The sequence below is a fragment of the Pantoea allii genome (assembly GCF_046529425.1).
In the GTDB taxonomy this organism is placed as follows: Bacteria; Pseudomonadota; Gammaproteobacteria; order Enterobacterales; family Enterobacteriaceae; genus Pantoea; species Pantoea allii.
In genome coordinates this window covers 466101-486492 of sequence record NZ_CP125958.1, presented here as the reverse complement: position 1 = coordinate 486492, position 20392 = coordinate 466101, and the positions used below count along the sequence as shown (strand labels likewise).

Below are 20392 nucleotides of genomic sequence, written 5' to 3'. Positions count from 1 at the left end.
AGGGATAAACGTGTCTGCTCCGCTTAAAATTATTTTTGCTGGCACGCCAGACTTTGCAGCGCGTCACCTTGACGCGCTGCTTGCTTCTGAGCATCAGGTGGTTGGCGTCTTTACCCAACCGGATCGTCCCGCAGGTCGCGGCAATAAGTTGACCGCCGGCCCGGTTAAATCCTTAGCCCTGGCCCAAAACATTCCGGTATTTCAACCCAAATCCTTGCGCCCTGCAGAAAACCAACAGCTGATTGCAGATTTGCAGGCTGACGTAATGGTGGTGGTCGCTTATGGGCTCATTCTGCCAAAAGCCGTGCTTGATATGCCCCGACTGGGCTGTATCAACGTACACGGTTCCCTGCTGCCACGCTGGCGTGGCGCCGCGCCCATTCAGCGCGCGCTCTGGGCGGGCGACAGTGAAACCGGTGTGACCATCATGCAGATGGATGTTGGGCTGGATACCGGTGATATGCTATTGAAACTGGCCTGTCCAATTAGCGCGGAAGATACCAGTGCCACGCTTTATGACAAGCTGGCAGATCTGGGCCCGGCAGGACTGCTGACAACCTTAGCTCAGTTACGTGATGGTCAAGCGCAGGCCATTCAGCAAGACGAAAGCCAGGCCAACTATGCGGAGAAGCTCAGTAAAGAGGAAGCGCGCCTTAACTGGACGCTGTCGGCCGAACAGCTGGAACGCTGCATCCGTGCCTTCAATCCCTGGCCGATAAGCTTTTTTATGGTGAATGATCAGCCGGTTAAAGTCTGGCAAGCCTGCGTCTTACCTCATGTGAACAAACAGCCAGGAGAGATTATCCAGGCTGACAAACAAGGCATTCAAATTGCCACTGCCGACGGCGTGCTGAATTTGCTTCAGCTTCAACCCGCCGGTAAAAAACCGATGTCGGCACAGGATCTGCTTAACTCGCGCCGAGAATGGTTTGAAGCCGGCACTCTTCTGGACTGACCCTCAGGCCCGGCAAAAACCGGGCCTTTTGCTTGATGGCACTATCTTATGACTAAACCAACCAATCTTCGTAGCCTGTCTGCTCAACTGATCGAGCGCGTTGTCGATAAAGGCGAGTCCCTGAATACCGTCTTGCCTGCGGCACAGAAAAAGCTCTCAGACAAAGATGCCGCGCTGGTCCAGGAGATCTGCTTTGGTGTGTTGCGCACCTTACCGCAGCTGGAAGCGCTTATCGGCAAATTGATGGAACGCCCGTTAACGGGTAAGCAGCGTACACTGCACTTCCTGATTATGGTGGGCTTATATCAGCTGCTCTATACACGTGTACCTGCTCATGCGGCATTAGATGAGACAGTTGCCGGTGCTGAAGTGCTGAAACGAGCAAACCTGAAAGGGCTAATTAATGGCGTATTACGTCAGTTCCAGCGTCGTCAGGAAGAACTGCTTGCCAGTATTCAGGATGGCCCACAGCGTCACCTGCATCCGGGCTGGTTACTGAACCGGCTTCAACAGGCCTGGCCAGCGCACTGGCAGCAAATTGTTGAGGCGAACAACCAGCGTCCGCCAATGTGGTTAAGGGTTAACCGTCAGCACCATTCGCGTGACAGCTGGCTGGCCCTGCTGACGGCGGATGAAAGGAACGCAGCTGTTGCTGACGATGTGCCTGAAGCCTTGCGTCTTGAATCGCCGGCATCCGTTAATGTGTTACCCGGCTTTGAGCAAGGCTGGATTACGGTACAGGATCTCTCCGCCCAGCGTTGTGCGCTTCTGCTTGAGCCCAAAAACGGTGAGCAAATTCTGGATCTCTGCGCGGCGCCGGGAGGTAAAACGACCCATATCCTCGAAATCGCCCCTGAGGCGCAGGTGCTTGCTGTCGATGTTGATGCCCAGCGCCTGAAACGCGTGCATGAAAATCTGGGCCGTCTTGGTATGACCGCAGAAGTGAAACAGGGGGATGGACGTACCCCGCAGCAATGGTGTGACCAACGTCAGTTTGATCGCATACTGCTGGATGCGCCCTGCTCAGCAACCGGCGTTATCCGCCGTCATCCTGATATCAAATGGTTACGTCGCGATCGTGATATTACTGAGCTGGCAGCCTTACAGCGTGACATTCTGGATGCGACATGGCCACTGCTTAAACCGGGCGGTACGATGATCTATGCAACCTGCTCTGTGCTGCCAGATGAGAATCAGCAGCAAATCAGCGACTTTGTACAGCGCCACTCGGATGCTCAGGCTGTGTCGCTGTCTGGTGCTCCCCTTAACGGCTGGCAGGTCTTTCCTGAAGCAGAAGGCGGAGACGGTTTTTTCTACGCTAAGCTTGTGAAGCTCGCGAGTCCACACTGAGAAGGCATTGAAAAGCGATGAAAATCATAATTCTTGGTGCCGGTCAGGTCGGCGGTACCCTGGCTGAAAACCTGGTTGGCGAAAACAACGACATTACCGTTGTCGATACGGACTCCACGCGTTTACGCCAACTGCAGGATAAGTTTGATTTACGCGTTGTACAGGGTCATGGTTCTCATCCGCGTATTTTACGCGAAGCCGGTGCAGAAGATGCCGATATGCTGGTCGCCGTCACCAGTTCTGATGAAACCAATATGATTGCCTGTCAGATCGCCTATTCGCTTTTCAATACACCGAATCGCATTGCCCGTATTCGTGCGGCAGACTATTTGCGTGATGCCGATAAGCTTTTTATCCCCGAGGCCGTGCCCATTGATCATTTGATTTCGCCTGAGCAACTGGTTATCGACAATATTTATCGTCTGATTCAGTATCCCGGTGCGCTGCAGGTGGTCAACTTTGCCGAAGGCAAGGTCAGTCTGGCCGTTGTAAAAGCCTATTACGGTGGCCCGCTCGTGGGTAATCCGCTGTCGATTCTGCGCGACCACATGCCGCATATTGATACGCGGGTTGCGGCGATCTTCCGACAGGATCGCCCTATCCGTCCGCAAGGCTCGACCATTATTGAGGCCGGCGATGAAGTCTTTTTCATTGCCGCCAGCCAACATATTCGCGCGGTAATGAGCGAAATGCAGCGTCTGGAAAAACCCTATAAACGCATAATGTTAGTGGGCGGCGGGAATATTGGATTTGGTCTGGCGCAGCAACTCGAAAAAAATTACAGCGTAAAACTCATTGAGCGCAATCCGCAGCGCGCTGCCGAGCTGGCTGAACAGTTGCACGATACTGTGGTGTTCTATGGCGATGCGTCCGATCAGGAATTGCTGGCAGAAGAACACATTGAGCAGGTCGATTTATTTATTGCCGTTACCAATGATGACGAAGCCAATATTATGTCCGCCATGCTGGCGAAAAAAATGGGTGCCAAGAAAGCGATGGTACTGATTCAACGACGGGCTTATGTTGATCTGGTTCAGGGCAGCGTTATCGATATTGCCATCTCGCCACAGCAGGCGACGATCTCGGCATTGCTGGGACATGTACGTAAAGCGGATATTGTTGGCGTCTCGTCATTACGTCGTGGTATCGCCGAAGCCATTGAGGCGATTGCGCATGGTGATGAAACTACGTCACGGGTTGTGGGCCGTTCCATTGATGATATCAAGCTGCCACCGGGCACAATTATTGGCGCAGTGGTCCGGGGCGATGATGTGATGATAGCGAATGACAATTTGCGCATCGAACAGGGCGACCACGTGGTGATGTTTTTAACCGATAAGAAATTTGTACCGGACGTCGAGCGCCTGTTCCAGCCAAGTCCGTTCTTCCTGTAATAAAAGGTCGCGCGTTGTCTGGCATAATCCGGCTAATTGCTCGCAGCGATGGCAAATATGGCAAGCTTTGTTAAACTTTATGGCATTGGCTAAGGCAAGGAGAGAAGTATGAGTTTATTCAAAGAGTTTCGTGATTTTGCGATGCGCGGCAATGTTGTTGATCTGGCCGTGGGTGTCATTATTGGTGCGGCATTTGGTAAAATTGTTTCATCATTAGTGGCAAATATCATCATGCCACCGCTGGGCTTATTGATCGGCGGCGTTGATTTCAAATCATTCGGCTGGGTACTTAAACCCGCTGTGGGTGATGCGCCAGCGGTTGTAATGCAATACGGCATTTTTCTGCAGACCGTTTTCGACTTTATCATCGTTGCGTTTGCCATTTTCATGGCGATTAAACTGATGAATAAACTCTACCAGAAAAAAGAAGTCGAAAAGCCTGCGCCGAAACCCTCTAATGAGGAAGTTCTGTTAACGGAAATTCGTGACTTGCTCAAACAGCAGAATACAAAAATCTAAAACGTTAAAGCCGCAGACATTGCGGCTTTTTTGTCATTAAAAGCAGAAGGGCAGTGATAAGTCCTGCACTTATCACTGCCCTCCCATCCCCGACCTTTTGCATGTTTCTCTTTACGTTTAAAGCTGCCTTTCCCTTTTTGGTTCTGTTCAACACGCTGTCTAAATAAAGGGTCGTGCAGTAGTGCCTCAATCGCATTATCACGTATTTGCCCTTTGGTATGACGATAACGGGACATATCTCCTCCATCAGTTTAGGTGGACCGAACGTCCAACTGCGCGAAACCTTGCCGCAGTGAAAGAAATTATACTCGCCTTGACGCCAGATAAAAATAGCCGCTATTCAACCGTGAGCTTATGGGTAATGGCCGGACCGTATTCGCCCTCAAGAAACGCTGTGCTCATGCCCGCCTGACGCAGTTTCACTGTCAGGTGCCGCAATTTGCGCGCATGCATTTCTGCTGCAGGATCGCCCGGATCCAGTTGGCGTAAAAGATCGTTTACTTCCAGCGCTTCACGACGTAATTCAAGCTCAGGGGGAAGAAACCCCGCATTCTTGAGTAAACGATAGCCCGCGCGTAATTCAGGTGGAACATGGCTGTCATCGTCCAGCACTAATGGCGCACCTTCTCCGGTAAGGTTGCTGAGTTCGCCTTTCTCCTGCGCCGCTTTAATATGCTGTTCAGCCAGCTGATCGATTAACCACATTGTTAGCCTCCTTTGTTACACCACAAGCGTAGCAGAGGGCAAATAGCAGGCAATAAAAAACCCGCCGAAGCGGGTTTTTCACGTTGCAACAGATTACTCTGCTGCAGCCTCTGCTTGAGCTTCTGGACGATCAACCAGCTCGATGTATGCCATCGGAGCGTTGTCACCAGCGCGGAAGCCACACTTCAGAATGCGAGTGTAACCACCTGCACGGCTCGCGAAACGCGGGCCTAACTCATTAAACAGTTTTGCCACGATCTCGTTATCACGAGTGCGGGCGAATGCCAGACGACGATTAGCTACGCTGTCGGTCTTGGCAAGAGTAATCAGCGGCTCAACTACGCGGCGCAACTCTTTGGCTTTCGGCAGAGTCGTCTTGATGATCTCATGACGAACCAGAGAGCCAGCCATGTTGCGGAACATAGCCTGACGATGGCTGCTGTTGCGGTTCAGTTGACGACCACTCTTACGATGGCGCATGACCTTATCCTTCTCAGTGAAACCTTAACCTGTGATCGGGTTATTCATCAGCAATGCTTGCCGGTGGCCAGTTTTCCAGGCGCATGCCCAGAGACAGACCACGTGAGGCCAGCACATCTTTAATCTCGGTAAGAGATTTTTTACCAAGGTTAGGCGTTTTAAGCAGCTCAACCTCGGTACGCTGTACCAGATCACCGATGTAGTGGATAGCTTCTGCCTTAAGGCAGTTAGCAGAGCGGACAGTCAATTCCAGATCGTCAACAGGGCGCAGCAGGATCGGATCGAATTCTGGTTTCTCTTCTTTCACTTCCGGCTGACGTACATCACGTAAGTCAACGAAAGCTTCCAGTTGTTCTGCCAGGATGGTTGCCGCACGACGAATCGCCTCTTCAGGATCGATTGTGCCGTTGGTTTCCATTTCGATGACCAGCTTGTCCAGGTCGGTGCGCTGCTCTACACGCGCTGCTTCAACATTGTAGGCGATACGGTCTACAGGGCTGTAGCAAGCGTCAACTAACAGACGGCCGATCGGGCGCTCATCTTCTTCCGAATGAATTCGGGCAGAAGCCGGCACATAACCACGACCACGCTGAACTTTGATACGCATACTAATAGATGCGTTGTCATCGGTCAGATGGCAGATCACATGCTGCGGCTTGACGATTTCGACATCACCATCATGGGTAATGTCGGCTGCAGTCACAGGGCCAATGCCAGATTTATTCAAGGTAAGAATAACTTCATCTTTGCCCTGAACTCTTACCGCCAAACCTTTAAGGTTGAGCAGGATTTCCAGGATATCTTCCTGTACACCCTCTTTGGTGCTGTACTCGTGCAGTACACCATCAATTTCAACCTCGGTCACCGCGCAACCCGGCATTGATGAAAGCAGAATACGGCGCAGCGCGTTACCAAGAGTATGGCCAAAGCCACGCTCTAAAGGCTCAAGGGTCACCTTGGCGTGCGTCGAACTCACTTGCTCGATATCTACCAGGCGCGGTTTTAGAAACTCTGTCACAGAACCCTGCATTGTGTCCTCTCTTTGGTACTAAGCTTTACTTGGAGTAAAGCTCGACGATCAGGTGTTCGTTAATGTCCGCAGACAGATCGGTACGTTCAGGAATACGTTTGAACACACCTTCCATCTTAGTTGCATCAACTTCCAGCCAGGTTGGCTTTTCACGCTGCTCAGCCAGCTCCAGAGCGGCCTTCACGCGAGATTGCTTTTTGGCTTTCTCACGGATGCTAACGACATCATTCGGAGATACCTGATAAGAAGCGATGTTAACAACGCGACCATTGACCAGAACAGACTTATGGCTCACCAACTGACGTGCTTCCGCACGCGTGGCACCAAAGCCCATACGATAAACGACGTTGTCCAGACGACCTTCCAGCAGAGCCAACAGGTTTTCACCGGTGTTGCCTTTCAGACGTGCTGCTTCTTTGTAATAGTTACGGAACTGACGCTCAAGAACACCGTACATACGACGAACTTTTTGCTTTTCACGTAACTGGCCGCCGTAGTCAGACAGACGTGGCTTACGCGCACCGTGCTGACCAGGAGCTTGTTCAATTTTACACTTGGAATCAATCGCGCGAACGCCAGACTTAAGGAATAAGTCAGTGCCCTCACGACGGCTCAGCTTGAGCTTAGGACCCAAATATCTTGCCATTTTCTTTCTCCAACTATCCTAAAAAACGGGGCGTTATACGCGACGTTTTTTCGGCGGACGACAACCGTTATGAGGGATCGGAGTCACATCAGTAATATTCGTGATGCGGAAACCAGCGGCGTTCAGTGCACGAATTGTTGATTCGCGACCCGGACCCGGACCCTTAACCATAACTTCCAGGTTCTTAATACCGTAATCTTTTACCGCTTCTGCACAGCGCTCTGCAGCGACCTGAGCAGCAAACGGAGTGGATTTACGTGAACCGCGGAAACCGGAACCACCGGCGGTTGCCCAACCCAGTGCGTTACCCTGACGATCAGTAATGGTAACGATTGTGTTGTTAAAAGAAGCATGGACATGAGCCACGCCATCTGAGACTTGTTTTCTTACACGCTTACGTGCACGAACTGGTGCCTTTGCCATTATTTACTCACCCCGATTATTTCTTGATCGGTTTACGCGGACCCTTACGGGTACGTGCGTTGGTCTTAGTACGCTGACCGCGAACCGGAAGACCACGACGATGGCGCAAACCACGGTAGCAACCAAGGTCCATAAGACGCTTGATGCTCAGGGTGATTTCACGGCGCAGATCACCTTCTACAACGAATTTAGCAACTGCATCACGCAGTTGATCAATTTGTTCTTCAGACAGCTCACTGATCTTAACATTTTCAGCAATACCCGTTGAAGCGCAGATGGCTTTTGAGCGAGTCTTACCAATACCGAAGATCGAAGTTAATGCGATAACGGTATGTTTCTGATCAGGAATGTTAATGCCTGCTATACGGGCCACTATGCACTCCTACTATTTAATATGTACGTACCATGCCGAAAAGCCCGTTTTCAGGATACTCAAATGGAAACGTACAGACATACAAAAGATTGGCTGGCTAATCTAGCCAGCTCAACCCGACTTTGCAAGAAAAATATGTGAAAATCAGCCTTGGCGCTGTTTATGCTTTGGCTCGGCGCTACAGATCACACGAACGACACCGTCGCGACGAATGATTTTGCAGTTACGACATAATTTCTTGACGGAAGCACGAACTTTCATTTTTACTCTCCGTAACTTCTCAACCACCTGAATTAACGGCCGTAGCCCTTCAGGTTAGCTTTCTTCAATGCAGACTCGTACTGACTTGACATCATCAGAGTTTGCACTTGAGCCATAAAGTCCATGATGACGACCACTACGATGAGCAGTGATGTACCGCCAAAGTAGAAAGGAACTTTCATCGCATCACGCATGAACTCCGGGATAAGGCAGATAAACGTAATATACAGGGCACCGATTAAGGTTAACCGCGTCATTACTTTATCAATATACTTCGCCGTTTGCTCTCCCGGACGAATTCCCGGTACGAATGCACCAGACTTCTTCAGGTTATCTGCTGTTTCACGCGGGTTGAAAACCAACGCCGTGTAGAAGAAACAGAAGAAGATGATAGCAGTCGCATAGAGTAGCACATAAAGCGGCTGTCCTGGCTGCAAATACATCGAAATTGTTGTCAGCCAGTTCCAACCGGTACCGCCCCCGAACCACGATGCAATCGTTGCCGGGAACAGAATAATGCTGGAAGCGAAGATTGCCGGGATAACCCCTGCCATATTCACTTTCAACGGTAAATGTGTGCTCTGTGCAGCGTATACACGGCGACCTTGTTGACGTTTCGCATAGTTCACCACAATGCGGCGTTGACCACGCTCAACGAAAATAACAAAGAAGGTCACTGCAAATACGAGAACTGCAACCAACAGCAACAGAAGGAAGTGCAGGTCACCTTGCCGCGCTTGCTCGATGGTATGGCCAATGGCCGGCGGGAGACCCGCAACAATACCTGCGAAGATAATGATCGAAATACCGTTACCGATACCACGTTCAGTAATCTGTTCGCCCAGCCACATCAGGAACATTGTCCCGGTAACCAGACTCACAACAGCGGTAAAATAGAATGCAAAGCCTGGATTCATCACCAGGCCCTGCATACCAGGCATATTCGGTAAACCGGTAGCAATACCGATTGACTGGAATACGGCCAATACCAACGTACCGTAACGGGTGTACTGGCTAATCTTACGACGGCCAGCCTCCCCTTCTTTCTTGATTTCAGCTAACGCAGGATGAACCACCGTTAACAGCTGGATAATAATCGATGCCGAAATGTACGGCATGATACCCAGAGCAAAAATAGAAGCACGGCTGAGAGCACCACCAGAGAACATGTTAAACATTTCAATGATGGTGCCACGCTGTTGCTCAAGCAGTTTGGCAAGTACAGTGGCATCAATACCAGGGATCGGAATGAAAGAGCCAATACGGAAGACAATCAGTGCACCGATAACAAACAGAAGTCTGCGTTTCAGTTCACCAAAGCCACCTTTGGCACTTTGAAAATCTAATCCCGGTTGTTTAGCCATCTGCTACTTATTCCTCGATTTTACCGCCAGCAGCTTCGATTGCAGCACGCGCACCTTTGGTGACACGTAAGCCGCGAACCGTTACCGGTGCAGAAACTTCACCAGAAAGAATAACTTTAACGTATTCAATCTGAACACCGACAATGTTGGCTGCTTTCAGCGCGTTCAGGTCGACTATACCGCCTTCAACTTTCGCCAGATCAGACAGACGAATCTCTGTGGTGATCATTGCTTTGCGAGAGGTGAAACCGAACTTCGGCAGACGACGGTACAGAGGCATCTGACCACCTTCGAAACCGCGACGTACGCCACCGCCAGAACGTGAGTTCTGACCTTTGTGACCACGACCACCGGTTTTTCCGAGGCCAGAACCAATACCACGACCCAGACGCTTGCTAGCGTGCTTAGACCCTTCGGCCGGAGACAGAGTATTTAAACGCATCTCTTACTCCTCCACTTTAACCATGTAGGAAACCGCGTTGACCATGCCGCGTACAGCTGGCGTATCTTCACGCTCTACGGTATGACCAATACGACGCAGACCCAGGCCAACCAGAGTGGCTTTATGCTTAGGCAAGCGGCCGATTGAACTACGGGTTTGGGTGATTTTAATAGTGTTAGCCATCGTGATTACCCCAGAATTTCTTCAACGGATTTACCACGCTTAGCAGCGACCATTTCCGGAGACTTCATATTGCCCAGACCGTCAATAGTTGCACGAACCACGTTAATCGGGTTAGTAGAACCATAGGCTTTTGCCAGAACGTTATGTACTCCAGCGACTTCCAGAACGGCGCGCATTGCACCACCGGCGATGATACCGGTACCTTCTGAAGCCGGCTGCATGAACACACGGGACCCAGTGTGCGCACCTTTAACAGGGTGCTGCAGGGTGCCGTTGATCAGCGCGACATTTACCATGTTGCGACGGGCTTTCTCCATCGCTTTCTGGATCGCTGCTGGAACTTCGCGCGCTTTACCGTAACCAAAACCAACGCGGCCGTTACCATCACCCACTACAGTCAGTGCGGTGAAGGAGAAAATACGACCACCTTTTACAGTTTTAGAAACACGGTTTACCGCGATCAGTTTTTCCTGCAGTTCGCCAGCTTGTTTCTCGATGTGTGCCATCTTAGACCTCTACCTTAGAACTGAAGGCCAGCTTCACGGGCAGCATCTGCCAGTGCCTGGACGCGACCATGATATTGGAAACCGGAACGGTCGAAAGAAACACCAGTGATGCCTTTTTCGATTGCGCGTTCTGCAATAGCTTTACCTACAGCAGCTGCGGCTTCTTTATTACCGGTAAACTTCAGTTGTTCAGTGATAGCTTTTTCTACAGTAGAAGCAGCAACCAGAACTTCGGAACCGTTCGGGGCGATTACCTGTGCGTAAATGTGACGCGGGGTACGATGTACCACCAGGCGAGTAGCACCCAGCTCTTTGAGCTTGCGACGTGCACGGGTCGCACGACGGATACGAGCAGATTTCTTATCCATAGTGTTACCTTACTTCTTCTTAGCCTCTTTGGTACGCACGACTTCGTCGGCGTAACGGACACCCTTGCCTTTATAAGGCTCAGGACGACGGTAGGCGCGCAAGTCAGCTGCAACCTGGCCGATCACCTGCTTATCAGCGCCTTTCAGCACGATTTCAGTCTGAGTCGGACACTCTGCAGTGATACCCGCGGGCAGCTGGTGATCAACTGGATGAGAAAAGCCCAGAGACAGGTTAACTACGTTGCCTTTTACGGCAGCACGATAACCAACACCAACCAGCTGCAGCTTCTTAGTGAAGCCTTCGGTAACACCGATAACCATCGAGTTCAGCAGCGCGCGAGATGTACCCGCCTGCGCCCAGCCGTCAACATAACCTTCGCGCGGGGCGAAAGTCAGAGCGTTGTCAGCATGCTTAACTTCAACAGCATCATTGATAGTACGAGTCAGCTCGCCGTTTTTACCTTTAATCGAAATTACCTGACCGTTGAGTTTTACCTCTACGCCGGCAGGAACAACGACAGGTGCTTTAGCAACACGAGACATAGTATCCTCCGATTACGCTACGTAGCAGATAATTTCGCCACCAAGACCTGCCTGGCGCGCTGCACGATCAGTCATGACACCTTTCGATGTAGAAATTACAGCGATACCCATACCAGCCATTACCTTTGGCAGCTCATCTTTTTTCTTATAGATGCGCAGGCCGGGACGGCTTACTCGCTGAATGCTTTCTACAACAGCTTTACCCTGGAAATACTTAAGAGTCAGTTCCAGTTCCAGCTTGATGTCGCCTTCGATTTTAAAATCTTCAATAAAGCCTTCTTCCTTCAGCACGTTGGCAATTGCCAATTTCAGCTTGGAGGAGGGCATGGTGACCGCAACTTTGTTCGCGGCCTGACCGTTACGGATACGGGTCAGCATATCCGCGATCGGATCTTGCATGCTCATCTGTGTTACTCCCGTGATTCAATTGGTGACAATTACCAGCTAGCCTTTTTCAGACCCGGGATTTCACCGCGCATTGCGGCTTCACGGACCTTGATACGGCTCAACCCAAACTTCCGCAGGAAACCGTGCGGACGACCTGTTTGACGGCAGCGGTTACGCTGACGTGAAGGGCTGGAATCACGCGGCAGACTCTGCAGCTTGAGAACGGCATCCCAACGGTCTTCGTCGGAAGCGTTCACATCAGAAATGATCGCTTTCAGTTCAGCGCGTTTTGCGAAGAATTTGTCTGCTAATTTCACACGCTTAACTTCGCGTGCTTTCATAGATTGCTTAGCCATTAAGTAACCCTACCTTACTTACGGAACGGGAAGTCAAAGGCAGCCAGCAGAGCACGGCCTTCATCATCAGATTTCGCAGTAGTGGTAATGGTAATATCCAAACCACGAACGCGATCGACTTTGTCATAGTCGATTTCTGGGAAGATGATCTGCTCACGTACACCCATGCTGTAGTTGCCACGACCATCGAATGACTTAGCGGACAAGCCACGGAAGTCACGGATACGCGGTACAGCAATGGTGATCAGACGCTCAAAGAACTCCCACATGCGTTCGCCACGCAGAGTTACTTTACAGCCGATCGGATAGCCCTGACGGATTTTGAAGCCTGCAACTGATTTGCGTGCTTTGGTGATCAACGGTTTTTGACCGGAGATTGCTGCCAGGTCAGCTGCTGCGTTATCCAGCAGTTTCTTGTCAGCGATCGCTTCACCAACACCCATGTTCAGGGTGATCTTCTCGACCCGAGGGACTTGCATGACAGAATTGTAGCCGAACTCACTCATGAGTTTCTGGACTACCTCGTCTTTGTAGTAATCATGCAGTTTCGCCATCGTACTACTCCAAATTACTTGATAGTTTCGCTATTAGACTTGAAGAAACGGACTTTTTTGCCGTCTTCGAATCTAAAGCCTACACGGTCAGCCTTACCGGTTGCCGCATTGAAGAGTGCAACGTTAGAAACCTGAATTGCAGCTTCTTTTTCAACGATGCCGCCTGGTTGGTTCAGGGCCGGGACAGGCTTCTGATGTTTCTTAACCAGGTTGATACCTTCAACGATGACCTTGCCAGAAGACAGGACGTTCTTAACTTTACCGCGCTTACCTTTATCTTTACCGGTTAACACGATAACTTCGTCGTTACGACGGATTTTAGCTGCCATTGTTAGCTCCTTAGAGTACTTCTGGTGCCAGAGAGATAATTTTCATGAACTTTTCAGTACGAAGTTCACGAGTTACCGGCCCAAAAATACGCGTACCGATAGGCTGCTCACTGTTATTGTTTAAAATAACGCATGCATTACCATCGAAGCGAATGACAGAACCGTCCGGGCGACGAACACCCTTCCTGGTGCGCACCACTACCGCCTTCAGGACATCACCTTTTTTAACTTTACCACGTGGAATTGCTTCCTTGATGGTAACTTTAATGATGTCGCCGACGCCTGCGTAGCGACGGTGCGAGCCACCCAGAACCTTGATACACATTACGCGACGTGCACCGGAGTTGTCGGCGACGTTCAGCATAGTCTGTTCTTGGATCATTTCAGTGCTCCGCTAATGTCAACTACTACTTCGGGACCCAGACCTCAGGTCGTTTGAAAGCCCCATAATTGAGGGCGCGGCATTATAACACCGGTTCTCGCAGATGGGTAGAAAAAATGAACGGCTCATCCGAGCCGTTCATTCGATTTTTAAAGAGGGCAGATTCTATTACAGAATTGCTTTCTCTACAACGCGAACAAGTGTCCAGGACTTAGTCTTAGACAGTGGACGGCATTCGCGGATTTCTACCACGTCACCGATTCCACATTCGTTGTTCTCGTCATGGATGTGCAGCTTAGTCGTACGCTTAATGAATTTTCCATAAATTGGATGCTTCACGAAACGCTCGATAGCAACAACCGCAGATTTCTGCATTTTGTCACTAACGACACGACCCTGCAGAGTACGGATTTTATCGGTCATTACGAACCCGCCTTCTCAGTCAGTAAAGTCTTAACGCGCGCAACATCACGGCGAACCTGCTTCAGCAGATGAGACTGCTGCAGTTGGCCAGATGCTGCCTGCATGCGCAGGTTAAATTGCTCACGCAGCAGATTAAGCAGCTCAGTGTTCAGCTCTTCAACGCTTTTTTCACGCAGCTCTGTTGCTTTCATTACATCACCGTCTTAGTTACAAAGGTGGTTTTGATAGGCAGTTTTGCTGCTGCCAGCTTGAATGCTTCACGGGCCAGCTCTTCTGGTACGCCGTCCATTTCATACAGGACTTTACCAGGCTGGATCAGGGCAACCCAATACTCGACGTTACCCTTACCTTTACCCATACGCACTTCCAGCGGCTTCTCGGTGATCGGTTTGTCCGGGAATACACGGATCCAGATCTTACCTTGACGCTTAACTGCACGGGTCATAGCACGACGTGCTGCTTCGATCTGACGGGCAGTCAGACGACCACGGCCAACAGCTTTCAGACCGAAAGTCCCGAAGCTAACATCCGTACCCTGCGCCAGACCACGGTTGCGGCCTTTATGCACTTTACGGAATTTTGTACGCTTTGGTTGTAACATAGCGACTCTCCTTACTTACGGCCTTTACGCTGCTGCTTTTTAGGTTGAGCAGCCGGTTCCGGTTGTTCAACAGCAGCCATACCACCCAGGATCTCGCCTTTGAAGATCCATACCTTAACGCCGATTACACCATAAGTGGTGTGCGCTTCAGAGGTGTTGTAGTCAATGTCAGCACGCAGAGTGTGCAACGGCACGCGACCTTCACGATACCATTCGGTACGTGCGATCTCGGCGCCGCCCAGACGGCCGCTAACTTCAACTTTAATACCCTTCGCGCCCAGACGCATGGCGTTCTGAACCGCACGCTTCATAGCACGACGGAACATCACACGACGCTCCAGCTGTGAAGTGATGCTGTCAGCAACCAGTTTCGCGTCCAGTTCCGGTTTACGGACTTCGGCGATATTGATCTGTGCAGGAACGCCAGCGATTTTCGCTACGACCGTGCGCAGTTTTTCAACGTCTTCACCTTTCTTACCGATCACGATGCCAGGACGAGCAGTGTGAATAGTCACACGGATGCTCTTAGCCGGACGCTCGATAACGATACGAGATACAGACGCCTTCGCCAGTTCCTTAGTCAGGTACTGACGTACTTTAAAGTCGCTGTCCAGGTTGTCAGCGAATTCTTTGGTGTTCGCAAACCAGGTAGAGTTCCATGGTTTTACAATACCCAGGCGAATACCATTAGGATGTACTTTCTGACCCATTGCTAGTCTCCAGAGTCTCAGCGATCGGACACAACCACAGTAATGTGGCTGGTGCGCTTCAGGATGCGATCTGCACGACCTTTTGCACGAGGCATAATGCGCTTCATGCTTGGGCCTTCGTCGACGAAAATTTTCGCGACTTTGAGATCGTCGATATCAGCGCCATCGTTGTGTTCAGCGTTAGCAATGGCAGATTCCAGAACTTTCTTGACCAGTACAGCCGCTTTCTTGTTGGTGTAGGTCAAAATGTCCAGTGCCTGCGACACTTTCTTACCGCGGATCAGGTCAGCAACAAGGCGAACCTTCTGAGCAGAAGAACGAGCGTGGCGATGTTGAGCTAAAGTTTCCATCTCTTCCTCCTACTTATTTCTTCTTGGCTTTTTTATCAGCCGCGTGACCGCGATAAGTACGTGTCGGCGCGAATTCACCCAGTTTGTGACCAACCATTTCGTCGGAAACAAAGACAGGAACGTGCTGACGACCATTATGGACAGCGATGGTCAAACCGATCATGTTAGGAAAGATCGTTGAACGACGGGACCAAGTGCGCAAAGGCTTCTTGTCACCGCTTTCCACCGCTTTCTCTACCTTCTTCAGCAAGTGCAGGTCAATAAAAGGACCTTTCTTGAGAGAACGTGGCATGGCTTATCCTCTAATATTATTTGCTACGGCGACGTACGATAAACTTATCGGTACGCTTGTTGCTACGGGTCTTCTTACCTTTGGTCTGAACGCCCCACGGGGTTACCGGGTGCTTACCAAAGTTACGACCTTCACCACCACCGTGCGGGTGATCTACTGGGTTCATCGCGGTACCACGAACGGTCGGACGAACACCACGCCAACGGGTTGCACCGGCTTTACCCAGAACGCGCAGCATATGCTCAGCGTTACCGACTTCGCCCAGAGTTGCGCGACAGTCAGCTTCGACTTTACGCATTTCACCTGAACGCAGACGCAGGGTTACGTAGGAACCATCACGCGCAACGATCTGCACGTAAGCACCGGCTGAGCGAGCAATCTGACCGCCTTTGCCTGGTTTCATTTCTACGTTGTGAACGGTAGAACCCACCGGGATGTTACGCATCGGCAGTGTGTTACCTGCTTTGATCGCAGCATCAACGCCAGATTGGATCTGGTCGCCGGCTTTCAGGCCTTTAGGGGCCAGGATGTAACGGCGTTCGCCGTCTTTGTACAGAACCAGTGCGATGTTCGCAGAGCGGTTCGGATCGTACTCAAGACGTTCAACGGTTGCCGGGATACCATCTTTGTTGCGTTTGAAATCAACCAGACGGTAAGCCTGCTTATGACCACCACCGATGTGACGGGTAGTGATGCGACCGTTGTTGTTGCGGCCACCGGATTTGCTGTTCTTTTCCAGCAATGGAGCAAACGGCTTGCCCTTGTGCAACTCTGGGTTCACCACTTTAACGACGTGGCGACGACCCGGAGATGTCGGTTTACATTTAACAACTGCCATTGTCTTTCTCCTCCGACTTACTCAGCGCCGCCGACGAAGTCCAGATTCTGGCCTTCCTTCAGGGTGACGTAAGCTTTTTTCCAGTCGCTACGACGACCGATACGCTGTCCGTGACGCTTAACTTTACCTTTAACTACCAGGGTGTTTACGTCTTTAACTTCTACTTCGAACAGCTTCTCAACAGCAGCAACGATCTCTGCTTTAGTCGCGTCTTTAGCTACTTTGAGTACGATGGTGTTGGTTTTTTCCATCGCGCTAGATGCCTTTTCAGATACGTGCGGCGCGCGCAGTACTTTCAGCAGACGTTCTTCACGGATCATGCCAGCATCTCCTCAACTTGCTTAACTGCATCAGCAGTCATAACGACTTTGTCGAAGGCGATCAGGCTAACTGGGTCGATACCCGCTGCATCACGCACGTCAACCTTGTACAGGTTACGCGCAGCCAGGAACAGATTCTCATCCAGTTCACCGGTGATGATCAGCACGTCTTCCAGCGCCATGTCTTTCAGCTTCTGTGCCAGCAACTTGGTTTTCGGTGCTTCGACAGAGAACTGCTCGACGACGATCAGACGGTCTTGACGTACCAGTTCGGACAGGATGCTTTTCAGCGCGCCGCGGTACATCTTTTTATTAACTTTTTGACTGTGGTCTTGTGGCTTCGCAGCGAAGGTTACGCCACCAGAACGCCAGATTGGGCTCTTTACAGAACCTGCTCGCGCACGGCCGGTACCCTTCTGACGCCAAGGCTTTTTGCCTGAACCAGTGACTTCGGCGCGAGTTTTCTGCGCACGACTACCCTGGCGGGCGCCTGATGCGTAAGCAACAACAACCTGGTGAACCAGCGCTTCGTTGAAATCACGACCGAAGGTAGTTTCGGAAACAGTCAGCGCGCTCTGCGCGTCTTTCAATACTAATTCCATTGCTATCCCCTTACGCCTTCACAGCTGGTTTAACGATCAGGTCGCTACCGGTAGCACCGGGAACTGCACCTTTAACCAGCAGCAGGTTGCGCTCAGCGTCAACACGTACTACGTCCAGGCTCTGAACCGTTACGCGCTCATTACCCAGCTGACCTGCCATTTTCTTGCCTTTGAACACTTTGCCCGGAGTCTGGTTCTGACCGATAGAACCCGGAACGCGGTGAGACAAGGAGTTACCGTGGGTCGCGTCCTGGGTACGGAAGTTCCAGCGCTTAACGGTACCTGCGAAACCTTTACCTTTAGAGGTGCCAGTTACGTCTACTTTTTTAACGTCAGCGAAAATTTCAACGCTGATGCTCTGACCTACGGCATACTCATCACCTTCAACGGTGCGGAATTCCCACAGGCCACGGCCGGCTTCAACGCCAGCTTTAGCAAAATGACCAGCTTCAGGTTTGGTCACACGGTTTGCTTTTTTAGCACCGGTGGTAACCTGAATTGCCTGGTAACCATCGTTTTCCAGGCCTTTGACCTGAGTAACGCGGTTCGCTTCAACTTCGATTACGGTTACTGGGATAGAAACGCCATCTTCAGTGAAGATGCGGGTCATTCCCACTTTTTTACCGACTAAACCAATCATTGTTTCAACCTCTCAATCGCTCGATGACCTGATTAACCCAGGCTGATCTGCACGTCAACACCGGCAGCCAGGTCCAGACGCATCAGAGCATCAACGGTTTTTTCAGTTGGCTCAACGATGTCTACCAGACGCTTGTGAGTGCGAATTTCGTACTGATCACGCGCATCTTTGTTAACGTGCGGAGAGATCAGAACGGTAAAGCGCTCTTTGCGGGTTGGCAGCGGGATCGGACCACGTACCTGCGCACCAGTGCGCTTGGCAGTCTCGACGATTTCCGCGGTTGATTGATCGATCAGACGATGATCAAACGCTTTAAGACGGATACGGATTCTTTGGTTCGACATGAGACCAAGGCTCCAAACATTTTATAGACGAAAAAAATTACTACTCGAGCCCATTACGATTGATGGGAGAGTGTAATCGTTCAGCATATAACTCCACAGTTGGGAGTATTGTCAGACGGCCCAAAATTCTGCCGTCTGCGATTCAGCTCGAATCGCGCCCACCAATATCTGTAGGCCCGCGCATTATACGTATATTTGCTCAGGAAGCAACCCATGTTGCGTTTTTGCCCGTGAAAAGTGCAATCGGGTTGTTTGCGAAAGCCAGCACAAGATGATGAAGAGTAAATGCAAAACTGTAATTTCTCTGTGAGAGACCTTCCGCGTTGCTGATCTTGCCCATGACGGCGAATCAGCCTTCAGTCAGGCTGTAGCGACATTTCCGGTCTCTTCGAGGTGACAAGCGGTGCTCATCATCCTGTTTACTGTTACGGCGCTCGGTGCCGCACTCGGCAGCTTTCTTGCGTTGGCCTGCCAGCGCTATCATCCGGCCATATCGCCAGACGACTGGTTCACTTCCCTCTGGACGCCGCCCTCGCATTGTACGCACTGCCAGGCTCCAGTCTTATGGCGAGACAGAATCCCGGTGATAAGCTGGCTGCGCCTGCACGGCCGCTGTCGGTTTTGCCGACGTCCTGTCGGCCTGCTCCCGCTGCTGTTTGAGTTAACGGGCGCCCTGCTCTGCCTGTTACTGGCTATGTTGTTCAGTGACCACCTCATCGTGGCCGCTTTTATTCTGACGGCATCCTGCCTGTTATTGTTACTTGCAGCCATCGACCAGCGTCATCTCTTGCTACCGGACGTGCTGACAGGCGCGTTACTTTGGCTGGGACTTGCACGCTTCTTTTTCTATAAGCCAGTCACTGTATCTGCGGCAGTGGGTGGCGCAATTGCAGGTTATGGCTCGCTGTGGCTACTTGCCTGGCTATATCGTCAGATAAAGAATCAGGTGGGATTAGGCTACGGGGATATTAAACTTTTTGCCGCGCTGGGCACATGGTGCGGTTGGCAGGCCCTACCCTGGATTGCACTGGTTGCCAGCCTGACGGCTCTGCTTGCCTTTATCGCACTGGTCGTCATCAACAGGACGTTGTCTGTAAGCAGCCCGCTTCCCTTTGGTCCATTCCTGGCCGTCGCGGGCTGGGGAGTGATAGTGATTCAAAGCCTCACTCGTCTCTGATTTGCGCCTGAAGGTAGTTTTGAATGCCCATTTTATTGATCAGCTCCAGCTCGGTCTCGATCCAGTCAATATGATGCTCTTCGTCTGCCAGGATTTGGATCATCATATCCCGACTCACGTAGTCATGAATTTTGTCGGCATATGCGATAGCTTCACGCAGATCTTTTGCACCTTCGAGTTCAAGATTGAGATCGGACTGCAACATCTCTTCCACATCCTCACCAACCCTGAGCCGTCCCAGATCCTGCAGATTCGGGATGCCTTCAAGAAACAGGATACGTTCAATGTATTTGTCCGCATGCTTCATTTCATCGATGGACTCATGGTACTCAACATCATTAAGACGCATCAGCCCCCAGTTTTTGAACATCCGTGCGTGGAGAAAATACTGATTGATTGCAACCAGTTCATTCCCCAACAGTTTATTGAGATGACTTATGATTTTCGCATCGCCCTTCATTTCACGTCCTCCGCTCATGTTTATTTGAGCGTAGATGCGGTTAAAAAGAAGTCAAAAAAACGCGATGAAAATTGTGGGTATTATC

Annotated in this window: 36 protein-coding genes; 5 read left to right on the top strand and 31 right to left on the bottom strand. The window is 50.9% G+C overall.

Going from position 1 to position 20392, the window contains the following annotated elements; all coding sequences use genetic code 11:
- Positions 1–10: 10 nt before the first annotated feature.
- The 4 genes from fmt (at position 11) to mscL (ending at position 4218) form a co-directional block, all read left to right on the top strand.
- Positions 11–955, top strand: a complete 945-nt coding sequence (gene fmt / locus QNH99_RS02330) for a methionyl-tRNA formyltransferase (protein ID WP_063877455.1) — start codon at positions 11–13, stop codon at positions 953–955.
- 48 nt (positions 956–1003) lie between these two features.
- Positions 1004–2305, top strand: coding sequence for a 16S rRNA (cytosine(967)-C(5))-methyltransferase RsmB (gene rsmB / locus QNH99_RS02325; RefSeq protein ID WP_410517249.1), 1302 nt, complete (start codon positions 1004–1006; stop codon positions 2303–2305).
- Between the two features lie 17 nt (positions 2306–2322).
- The gene (trkA, locus tag QNH99_RS02320) at positions 2323–3699 is read left to right on the top strand and encodes a Trk system potassium transporter TrkA (RefSeq protein WP_063877457.1); all 1377 of its coding nucleotides are present in this window, start codon (positions 2323–2325) and stop codon (positions 3697–3699) included.
- 108 nt (positions 3700–3807) lie between these two features.
- A complete protein-coding gene (gene mscL / locus QNH99_RS02315; protein ID WP_063877458.1) occupies positions 3808–4218 on the top strand; it encodes a large-conductance mechanosensitive channel protein MscL in 411 nt (136 codons plus the stop codon).
- Here mscL and QNH99_RS02310 read toward each other — a convergent pair.
- The 30 genes from QNH99_RS02310 to rpsJ all read right to left on the bottom strand — a co-directional run bounded on the left by QNH99_RS02310 (position 4215) and on the right by rpsJ (position 18670).
- Entirely contained in the window at positions 4215–4454 is a 240-nt protein-coding gene (locus QNH99_RS02310) for an alternative ribosome-rescue factor A (protein WP_063877459.1), read from the bottom strand. The two genes, mscL and QNH99_RS02310, sit on opposite strands and share 4 nt — an antisense overlap.
- A 100-nt stretch (positions 4455–4554) precedes the next feature.
- Complete coding sequence (locus tag QNH99_RS02305; protein WP_410517248.1) at positions 4555–4923, bottom strand: DUF1992 domain-containing protein; 369 nt, start codon at positions 4921–4923, stop codon at positions 4555–4557.
- A gap of 93 nt (positions 4924–5016) precedes the next feature.
- Positions 5017–5403 carry a 50S ribosomal protein L17 gene (rplQ, locus tag QNH99_RS02300; RefSeq protein ID WP_003850180.1) on the bottom strand — a complete coding sequence of 129 codons (387 nt, stop codon included), beginning with the start codon at positions 5401–5403 and terminating at the stop codon, positions 5017–5019.
- 40 nt (positions 5404–5443) lie between these two features.
- Entirely contained in the window at positions 5444–6433 is a 990-nt protein-coding gene (locus QNH99_RS02295) for a DNA-directed RNA polymerase subunit alpha (RefSeq protein WP_033741519.1), read from the bottom strand.
- Positions 6434–6458: 25 nt separating this feature from the next.
- On the bottom strand, positions 6459–7079 hold the full coding sequence (gene rpsD / locus QNH99_RS02290; protein WP_063877461.1) for a 30S ribosomal protein S4: 621 nt from the start codon (positions 7077–7079) through the stop codon (positions 6459–6461).
- 33 nt (positions 7080–7112) lie between these two features.
- The gene (rpsK, locus tag QNH99_RS02285; RefSeq protein WP_004160563.1) at positions 7113–7502 is read right to left on the bottom strand and encodes a 30S ribosomal protein S11; all 390 of its coding nucleotides are present in this window, start codon (positions 7500–7502) and stop codon (positions 7113–7115) included.
- A 16-nt stretch (positions 7503–7518) separates the two neighbouring features.
- Positions 7519–7875, bottom strand: a complete 357-nt coding sequence (gene rpsM / locus QNH99_RS02280) for a 30S ribosomal protein S13 (protein WP_003850176.1) — start codon at positions 7873–7875, stop codon at positions 7519–7521.
- A gap of 144 nt (positions 7876–8019) precedes the next feature.
- The gene (rpmJ, locus tag QNH99_RS02275; protein WP_004160566.1) at positions 8020–8136 is read right to left on the bottom strand and encodes a 50S ribosomal protein L36; all 117 of its coding nucleotides are present in this window, start codon (positions 8134–8136) and stop codon (positions 8020–8022) included.
- Positions 8137–8168: 32 nt separating this feature from the next.
- Positions 8169–9500, bottom strand: coding sequence for a preprotein translocase subunit SecY (gene secY, locus QNH99_RS02270; RefSeq protein WP_063877462.1), 1332 nt, complete (start codon positions 9498–9500; stop codon positions 8169–8171).
- 7 nt (positions 9501–9507) lie between these two features.
- Positions 9508–9942 carry a 50S ribosomal protein L15 gene (gene rplO / locus QNH99_RS02265; RefSeq protein ID WP_063877463.1) on the bottom strand — a complete coding sequence of 145 codons (435 nt, stop codon included), beginning with the start codon at positions 9940–9942 and terminating at the stop codon, positions 9508–9510.
- 3 nt (positions 9943–9945) lie between these two features.
- A complete protein-coding gene (rpmD, locus tag QNH99_RS02260; protein WP_013027462.1) occupies positions 9946–10125 on the bottom strand; it encodes a 50S ribosomal protein L30 in 180 nt (59 codons plus the stop codon).
- 5 nt (positions 10126–10130) lie between these two features.
- The gene (gene rpsE / locus QNH99_RS02255; RefSeq protein ID WP_006120595.1) at positions 10131–10631 is read right to left on the bottom strand and encodes a 30S ribosomal protein S5; all 501 of its coding nucleotides are present in this window, start codon (positions 10629–10631) and stop codon (positions 10131–10133) included.
- 14 nt (positions 10632–10645) lie between these two features.
- Complete coding sequence (gene rplR / locus QNH99_RS02250; protein ID WP_013027463.1) at positions 10646–10999, bottom strand: 50S ribosomal protein L18; 354 nt, start codon at positions 10997–10999, stop codon at positions 10646–10648.
- Between the two features lie 9 nt (positions 11000–11008).
- Complete coding sequence (gene rplF, locus QNH99_RS02245) at positions 11009–11542, bottom strand: 50S ribosomal protein L6 (protein ID WP_063877464.1); 534 nt, start codon at positions 11540–11542, stop codon at positions 11009–11011.
- 12 nt (positions 11543–11554) lie between these two features.
- On the bottom strand, positions 11555–11947 hold the full coding sequence (gene rpsH, locus QNH99_RS02240; protein ID WP_013027465.1) for a 30S ribosomal protein S8: 393 nt from the start codon (positions 11945–11947) through the stop codon (positions 11555–11557).
- Positions 11948–11979: 32 nt separating this feature from the next.
- Positions 11980–12285 (bottom strand): 30S ribosomal protein S14, encoded by a 306-nt coding sequence (gene rpsN, locus QNH99_RS02235; RefSeq protein ID WP_006120592.1) that lies wholly within the window; start codon positions 12283–12285, stop codon positions 11980–11982.
- Between the two features lie 14 nt (positions 12286–12299).
- Positions 12300–12839 carry a 50S ribosomal protein L5 gene (rplE, locus tag QNH99_RS02230; RefSeq protein ID WP_006120591.1) on the bottom strand — a complete coding sequence of 180 codons (540 nt, stop codon included), beginning with the start codon at positions 12837–12839 and terminating at the stop codon, positions 12300–12302.
- A gap of 14 nt (positions 12840–12853) precedes the next feature.
- Positions 12854–13168, bottom strand: coding sequence for a 50S ribosomal protein L24 (gene rplX / locus QNH99_RS02225; RefSeq protein WP_003850150.1), 315 nt, complete (start codon positions 13166–13168; stop codon positions 12854–12856).
- Positions 13169–13178: 10 nt separating this feature from the next.
- Positions 13179–13550, bottom strand: coding sequence for a 50S ribosomal protein L14 (gene rplN, locus QNH99_RS02220; protein ID WP_006120590.1), 372 nt, complete (start codon positions 13548–13550; stop codon positions 13179–13181).
- A 168-nt stretch (positions 13551–13718) separates the two neighbouring features.
- The gene (gene rpsQ, locus QNH99_RS02215) at positions 13719–13973 is read right to left on the bottom strand and encodes a 30S ribosomal protein S17 (protein ID WP_006120589.1); all 255 of its coding nucleotides are present in this window, start codon (positions 13971–13973) and stop codon (positions 13719–13721) included.
- The gene (rpmC, locus tag QNH99_RS02210; RefSeq protein ID WP_006120588.1) at positions 13973–14164 is read right to left on the bottom strand and encodes a 50S ribosomal protein L29; all 192 of its coding nucleotides are present in this window, start codon (positions 14162–14164) and stop codon (positions 13973–13975) included. Before rpmC ends, rpsQ begins: the two co-directional genes overlap by 1 nt.
- Positions 14164–14574 (bottom strand): 50S ribosomal protein L16, encoded by a 411-nt coding sequence (gene rplP, locus QNH99_RS02205; protein ID WP_002438716.1) that lies wholly within the window; start codon positions 14572–14574, stop codon positions 14164–14166. Before rplP ends, rpmC begins: the two co-directional genes overlap by 1 nt.
- Positions 14575–14585: 11 nt before the next feature.
- Positions 14586–15284: a 30S ribosomal protein S3 gene (gene rpsC, locus QNH99_RS02200; protein WP_006120587.1), complete on the bottom strand. Its 699-nt coding sequence runs from the start codon at positions 15282–15284 to the stop codon at positions 14586–14588.
- 17 nt (positions 15285–15301) lie between these two features.
- Complete coding sequence (gene rplV, locus QNH99_RS02195; protein ID WP_002919773.1) at positions 15302–15634, bottom strand: 50S ribosomal protein L22; 333 nt, start codon at positions 15632–15634, stop codon at positions 15302–15304.
- A 13-nt stretch (positions 15635–15647) separates the two neighbouring features.
- On the bottom strand, positions 15648–15926 hold the full coding sequence (rpsS, locus tag QNH99_RS02190) for a 30S ribosomal protein S19 (RefSeq protein ID WP_001138115.1): 279 nt from the start codon (positions 15924–15926) through the stop codon (positions 15648–15650).
- A 16-nt stretch (positions 15927–15942) separates the two neighbouring features.
- On the bottom strand, positions 15943–16764 hold the full coding sequence (gene rplB, locus QNH99_RS02185) for a 50S ribosomal protein L2 (RefSeq protein ID WP_063877465.1): 822 nt from the start codon (positions 16762–16764) through the stop codon (positions 15943–15945).
- Positions 16765–16781: 17 nt separating this feature from the next.
- A complete protein-coding gene (rplW, locus tag QNH99_RS02180; RefSeq protein WP_006120585.1) occupies positions 16782–17084 on the bottom strand; it encodes a 50S ribosomal protein L23 in 303 nt (100 codons plus the stop codon).
- Positions 17081–17686, bottom strand: coding sequence for a 50S ribosomal protein L4 (gene rplD / locus QNH99_RS02175; protein WP_063877466.1), 606 nt, complete (start codon positions 17684–17686; stop codon positions 17081–17083). The genes rplW and rplD overlap by 4 nt, the downstream gene beginning before the upstream one ends.
- A 10-nt stretch (positions 17687–17696) precedes the next feature.
- Positions 17697–18326, bottom strand: a complete 630-nt coding sequence (gene rplC / locus QNH99_RS02170; RefSeq protein ID WP_013027467.1) for a 50S ribosomal protein L3 — start codon at positions 18324–18326, stop codon at positions 17697–17699.
- A 32-nt stretch (positions 18327–18358) separates the two neighbouring features.
- Positions 18359–18670, bottom strand: coding sequence for a 30S ribosomal protein S10 (rpsJ, locus tag QNH99_RS02165; protein WP_006120582.1), 312 nt, complete (start codon positions 18668–18670; stop codon positions 18359–18361).
- A 403-nt stretch (positions 18671–19073) separates the two neighbouring features.
- Here rpsJ and QNH99_RS02160 point away from each other — a divergent pair, with 403 nt between their 5' ends.
- Positions 19074–19847: a prepilin peptidase gene (locus QNH99_RS02160; protein ID WP_410517247.1), complete on the top strand. Its 774-nt coding sequence runs from the start codon at positions 19074–19076 to the stop codon at positions 19845–19847.
- On the opposite strand, the gene bfr is transcribed toward QNH99_RS02160, so the two are convergent.
- Complete coding sequence (gene bfr, locus QNH99_RS02155; RefSeq protein WP_063877468.1) at positions 19834–20307, bottom strand: bacterioferritin; 474 nt, start codon at positions 20305–20307, stop codon at positions 19834–19836. The two genes, QNH99_RS02160 and bfr, sit on opposite strands and share 14 nt — an antisense overlap.
- Positions 20308–20392 lie beyond the last annotated feature (85 nt).

Excerpts from the sequence above, each read along its gene's own strand:
- rplP (WP_002438716.1), bottom strand. The coding sequence starts at position 14,574 with ATGTTACAACCAAAGCGTACAAAATTCCGTAAAGTGCATAAAGGCCGC.
- rplQ (WP_003850180.1), bottom strand. The coding sequence starts at position 5,403 with ATGCGCCATCGTAAGAGTGGTCGTCAACTGAACCGCAACAGCAGCCAT.
- rpsK (WP_004160563.1), bottom strand. The coding sequence starts at position 7,502 with ATGGCAAAGGCACCAGTTCGTGCACGTAAGCGTGTAAGAAAACAAGTC.
- rpsQ (WP_006120589.1), bottom strand. The coding sequence starts at position 13,973 with ATGACCGATAAAATCCGTACTCTGCAGGGTCGTGTCGTTAGTGACAAA.
- rplO (WP_063877463.1), bottom strand. The coding sequence starts at position 9,942 with ATGCGTTTAAATACTCTGTCTCCGGCCGAAGGGTCTAAGCACGCTAGC.
- rplE (WP_006120591.1), bottom strand. The coding sequence starts at position 12,839 with ATGGCGAAACTGCATGATTACTACAAAGACGAGGTAGTCCAGAAACTC.
- rpmJ (WP_004160566.1), bottom strand. The coding sequence starts at position 8,136 with ATGAAAGTTCGTGCTTCCGTCAAGAAATTATGTCGTAACTGCAAAATC.
- rplW (WP_006120585.1), bottom strand. The coding sequence starts at position 17,084 with ATGATCCGTGAAGAACGTCTGCTGAAAGTACTGCGCGCGCCGCACGTA.
- rplC (WP_013027467.1), bottom strand. The coding sequence starts at position 18,326 with ATGATTGGTTTAGTCGGTAAAAAAGTGGGAATGACCCGCATCTTCACT.
- QNH99_RS02295 (WP_033741519.1), bottom strand. The coding sequence starts at position 6,433 with ATGCAGGGTTCTGTGACAGAGTTTCTAAAACCGCGCCTGGTAGATATC.
- bfr (WP_063877468.1), bottom strand. The coding sequence starts at position 20,307 with ATGAAGGGCGATGCGAAAATCATAAGTCATCTCAATAAACTGTTGGGG.
- mscL (WP_063877458.1), top strand. The coding sequence starts at position 3,808 with ATGAGTTTATTCAAAGAGTTTCGTGATTTTGCGATGCGCGGCAATGTT.
- rpmD (WP_013027462.1), bottom strand. The coding sequence starts at position 10,125 with ATGGCTAACACTATTAAAATCACCCAAACCCGTAGTTCAATCGGCCGC.
- rpsC (WP_006120587.1), bottom strand. The coding sequence starts at position 15,284 with ATGGGTCAGAAAGTACATCCTAATGGTATTCGCCTGGGTATTGTAAAA.
- QNH99_RS02310 (WP_063877459.1), bottom strand. The coding sequence starts at position 4,454 with ATGTCCCGTTATCGTCATACCAAAGGGCAAATACGTGATAATGCGATT.
- rpsD (WP_063877461.1), bottom strand. The coding sequence starts at position 7,079 with ATGGCAAGATATTTGGGTCCTAAGCTCAAGCTGAGCCGTCGTGAGGGC.
- rplF (WP_063877464.1), bottom strand. The coding sequence starts at position 11,542 with ATGTCTCGTGTTGCTAAAGCACCTGTCGTTGTTCCTGCCGGCGTAGAG.
- rplR (WP_013027463.1), bottom strand. The coding sequence starts at position 10,999 with ATGGATAAGAAATCTGCTCGTATCCGTCGTGCGACCCGTGCACGTCGC.
- rpsH (WP_013027465.1), bottom strand. The coding sequence starts at position 11,947 with ATGAGCATGCAAGATCCGATCGCGGATATGCTGACCCGTATCCGTAAC.
- rpsS (WP_001138115.1), bottom strand. The coding sequence starts at position 15,926 with ATGCCACGTTCTCTCAAGAAAGGTCCTTTTATTGACCTGCACTTGCTG.
- secY (WP_063877462.1), bottom strand. The coding sequence starts at position 9,500 with ATGGCTAAACAACCGGGATTAGATTTTCAAAGTGCCAAAGGTGGCTTT.
- trkA (WP_063877457.1), top strand. The coding sequence starts at position 2,323 with ATGAAAATCATAATTCTTGGTGCCGGTCAGGTCGGCGGTACCCTGGCT.
- QNH99_RS02305 (WP_410517248.1), bottom strand. The coding sequence starts at position 4,923 with ATGTGGTTAATCGATCAGCTGGCTGAACAGCATATTAAAGCGGCGCAG.
- rplN (WP_006120590.1), bottom strand. The coding sequence starts at position 13,550 with ATGATCCAAGAACAGACTATGCTGAACGTCGCCGACAACTCCGGTGCA.
- rplD (WP_063877466.1), bottom strand. The coding sequence starts at position 17,686 with ATGGAATTAGTATTGAAAGACGCGCAGAGCGCGCTGACTGTTTCCGAA.
- rpmC (WP_006120588.1), bottom strand. The coding sequence starts at position 14,164 with ATGAAAGCAACAGAGCTGCGTGAAAAAAGCGTTGAAGAGCTGAACACT.
- rpsJ (WP_006120582.1), bottom strand. The coding sequence starts at position 18,670 with ATGTCGAACCAAAGAATCCGTATCCGTCTTAAAGCGTTTGATCATCGT.
- rpsN (WP_006120592.1), bottom strand. The coding sequence starts at position 12,285 with ATGGCTAAGCAATCTATGAAAGCACGCGAAGTTAAGCGTGTGAAATTA.
- rplX (WP_003850150.1), bottom strand. The coding sequence starts at position 13,168 with ATGGCAGCTAAAATCCGTCGTAACGACGAAGTTATCGTGTTAACCGGT.
- rplB (WP_063877465.1), bottom strand. The coding sequence starts at position 16,764 with ATGGCAGTTGTTAAATGTAAACCGACATCTCCGGGTCGTCGCCACGTC.
- rpsE (WP_006120595.1), bottom strand. The coding sequence starts at position 10,631 with ATGGCACACATCGAGAAACAAGCTGGCGAACTGCAGGAAAAACTGATC.
- rsmB (WP_410517249.1), top strand. The coding sequence starts at position 1,004 with ATGACTAAACCAACCAATCTTCGTAGCCTGTCTGCTCAACTGATCGAG.
- rplV (WP_002919773.1), bottom strand. The coding sequence starts at position 15,634 with ATGGAAACTTTAGCTCAACATCGCCACGCTCGTTCTTCTGCTCAGAAG.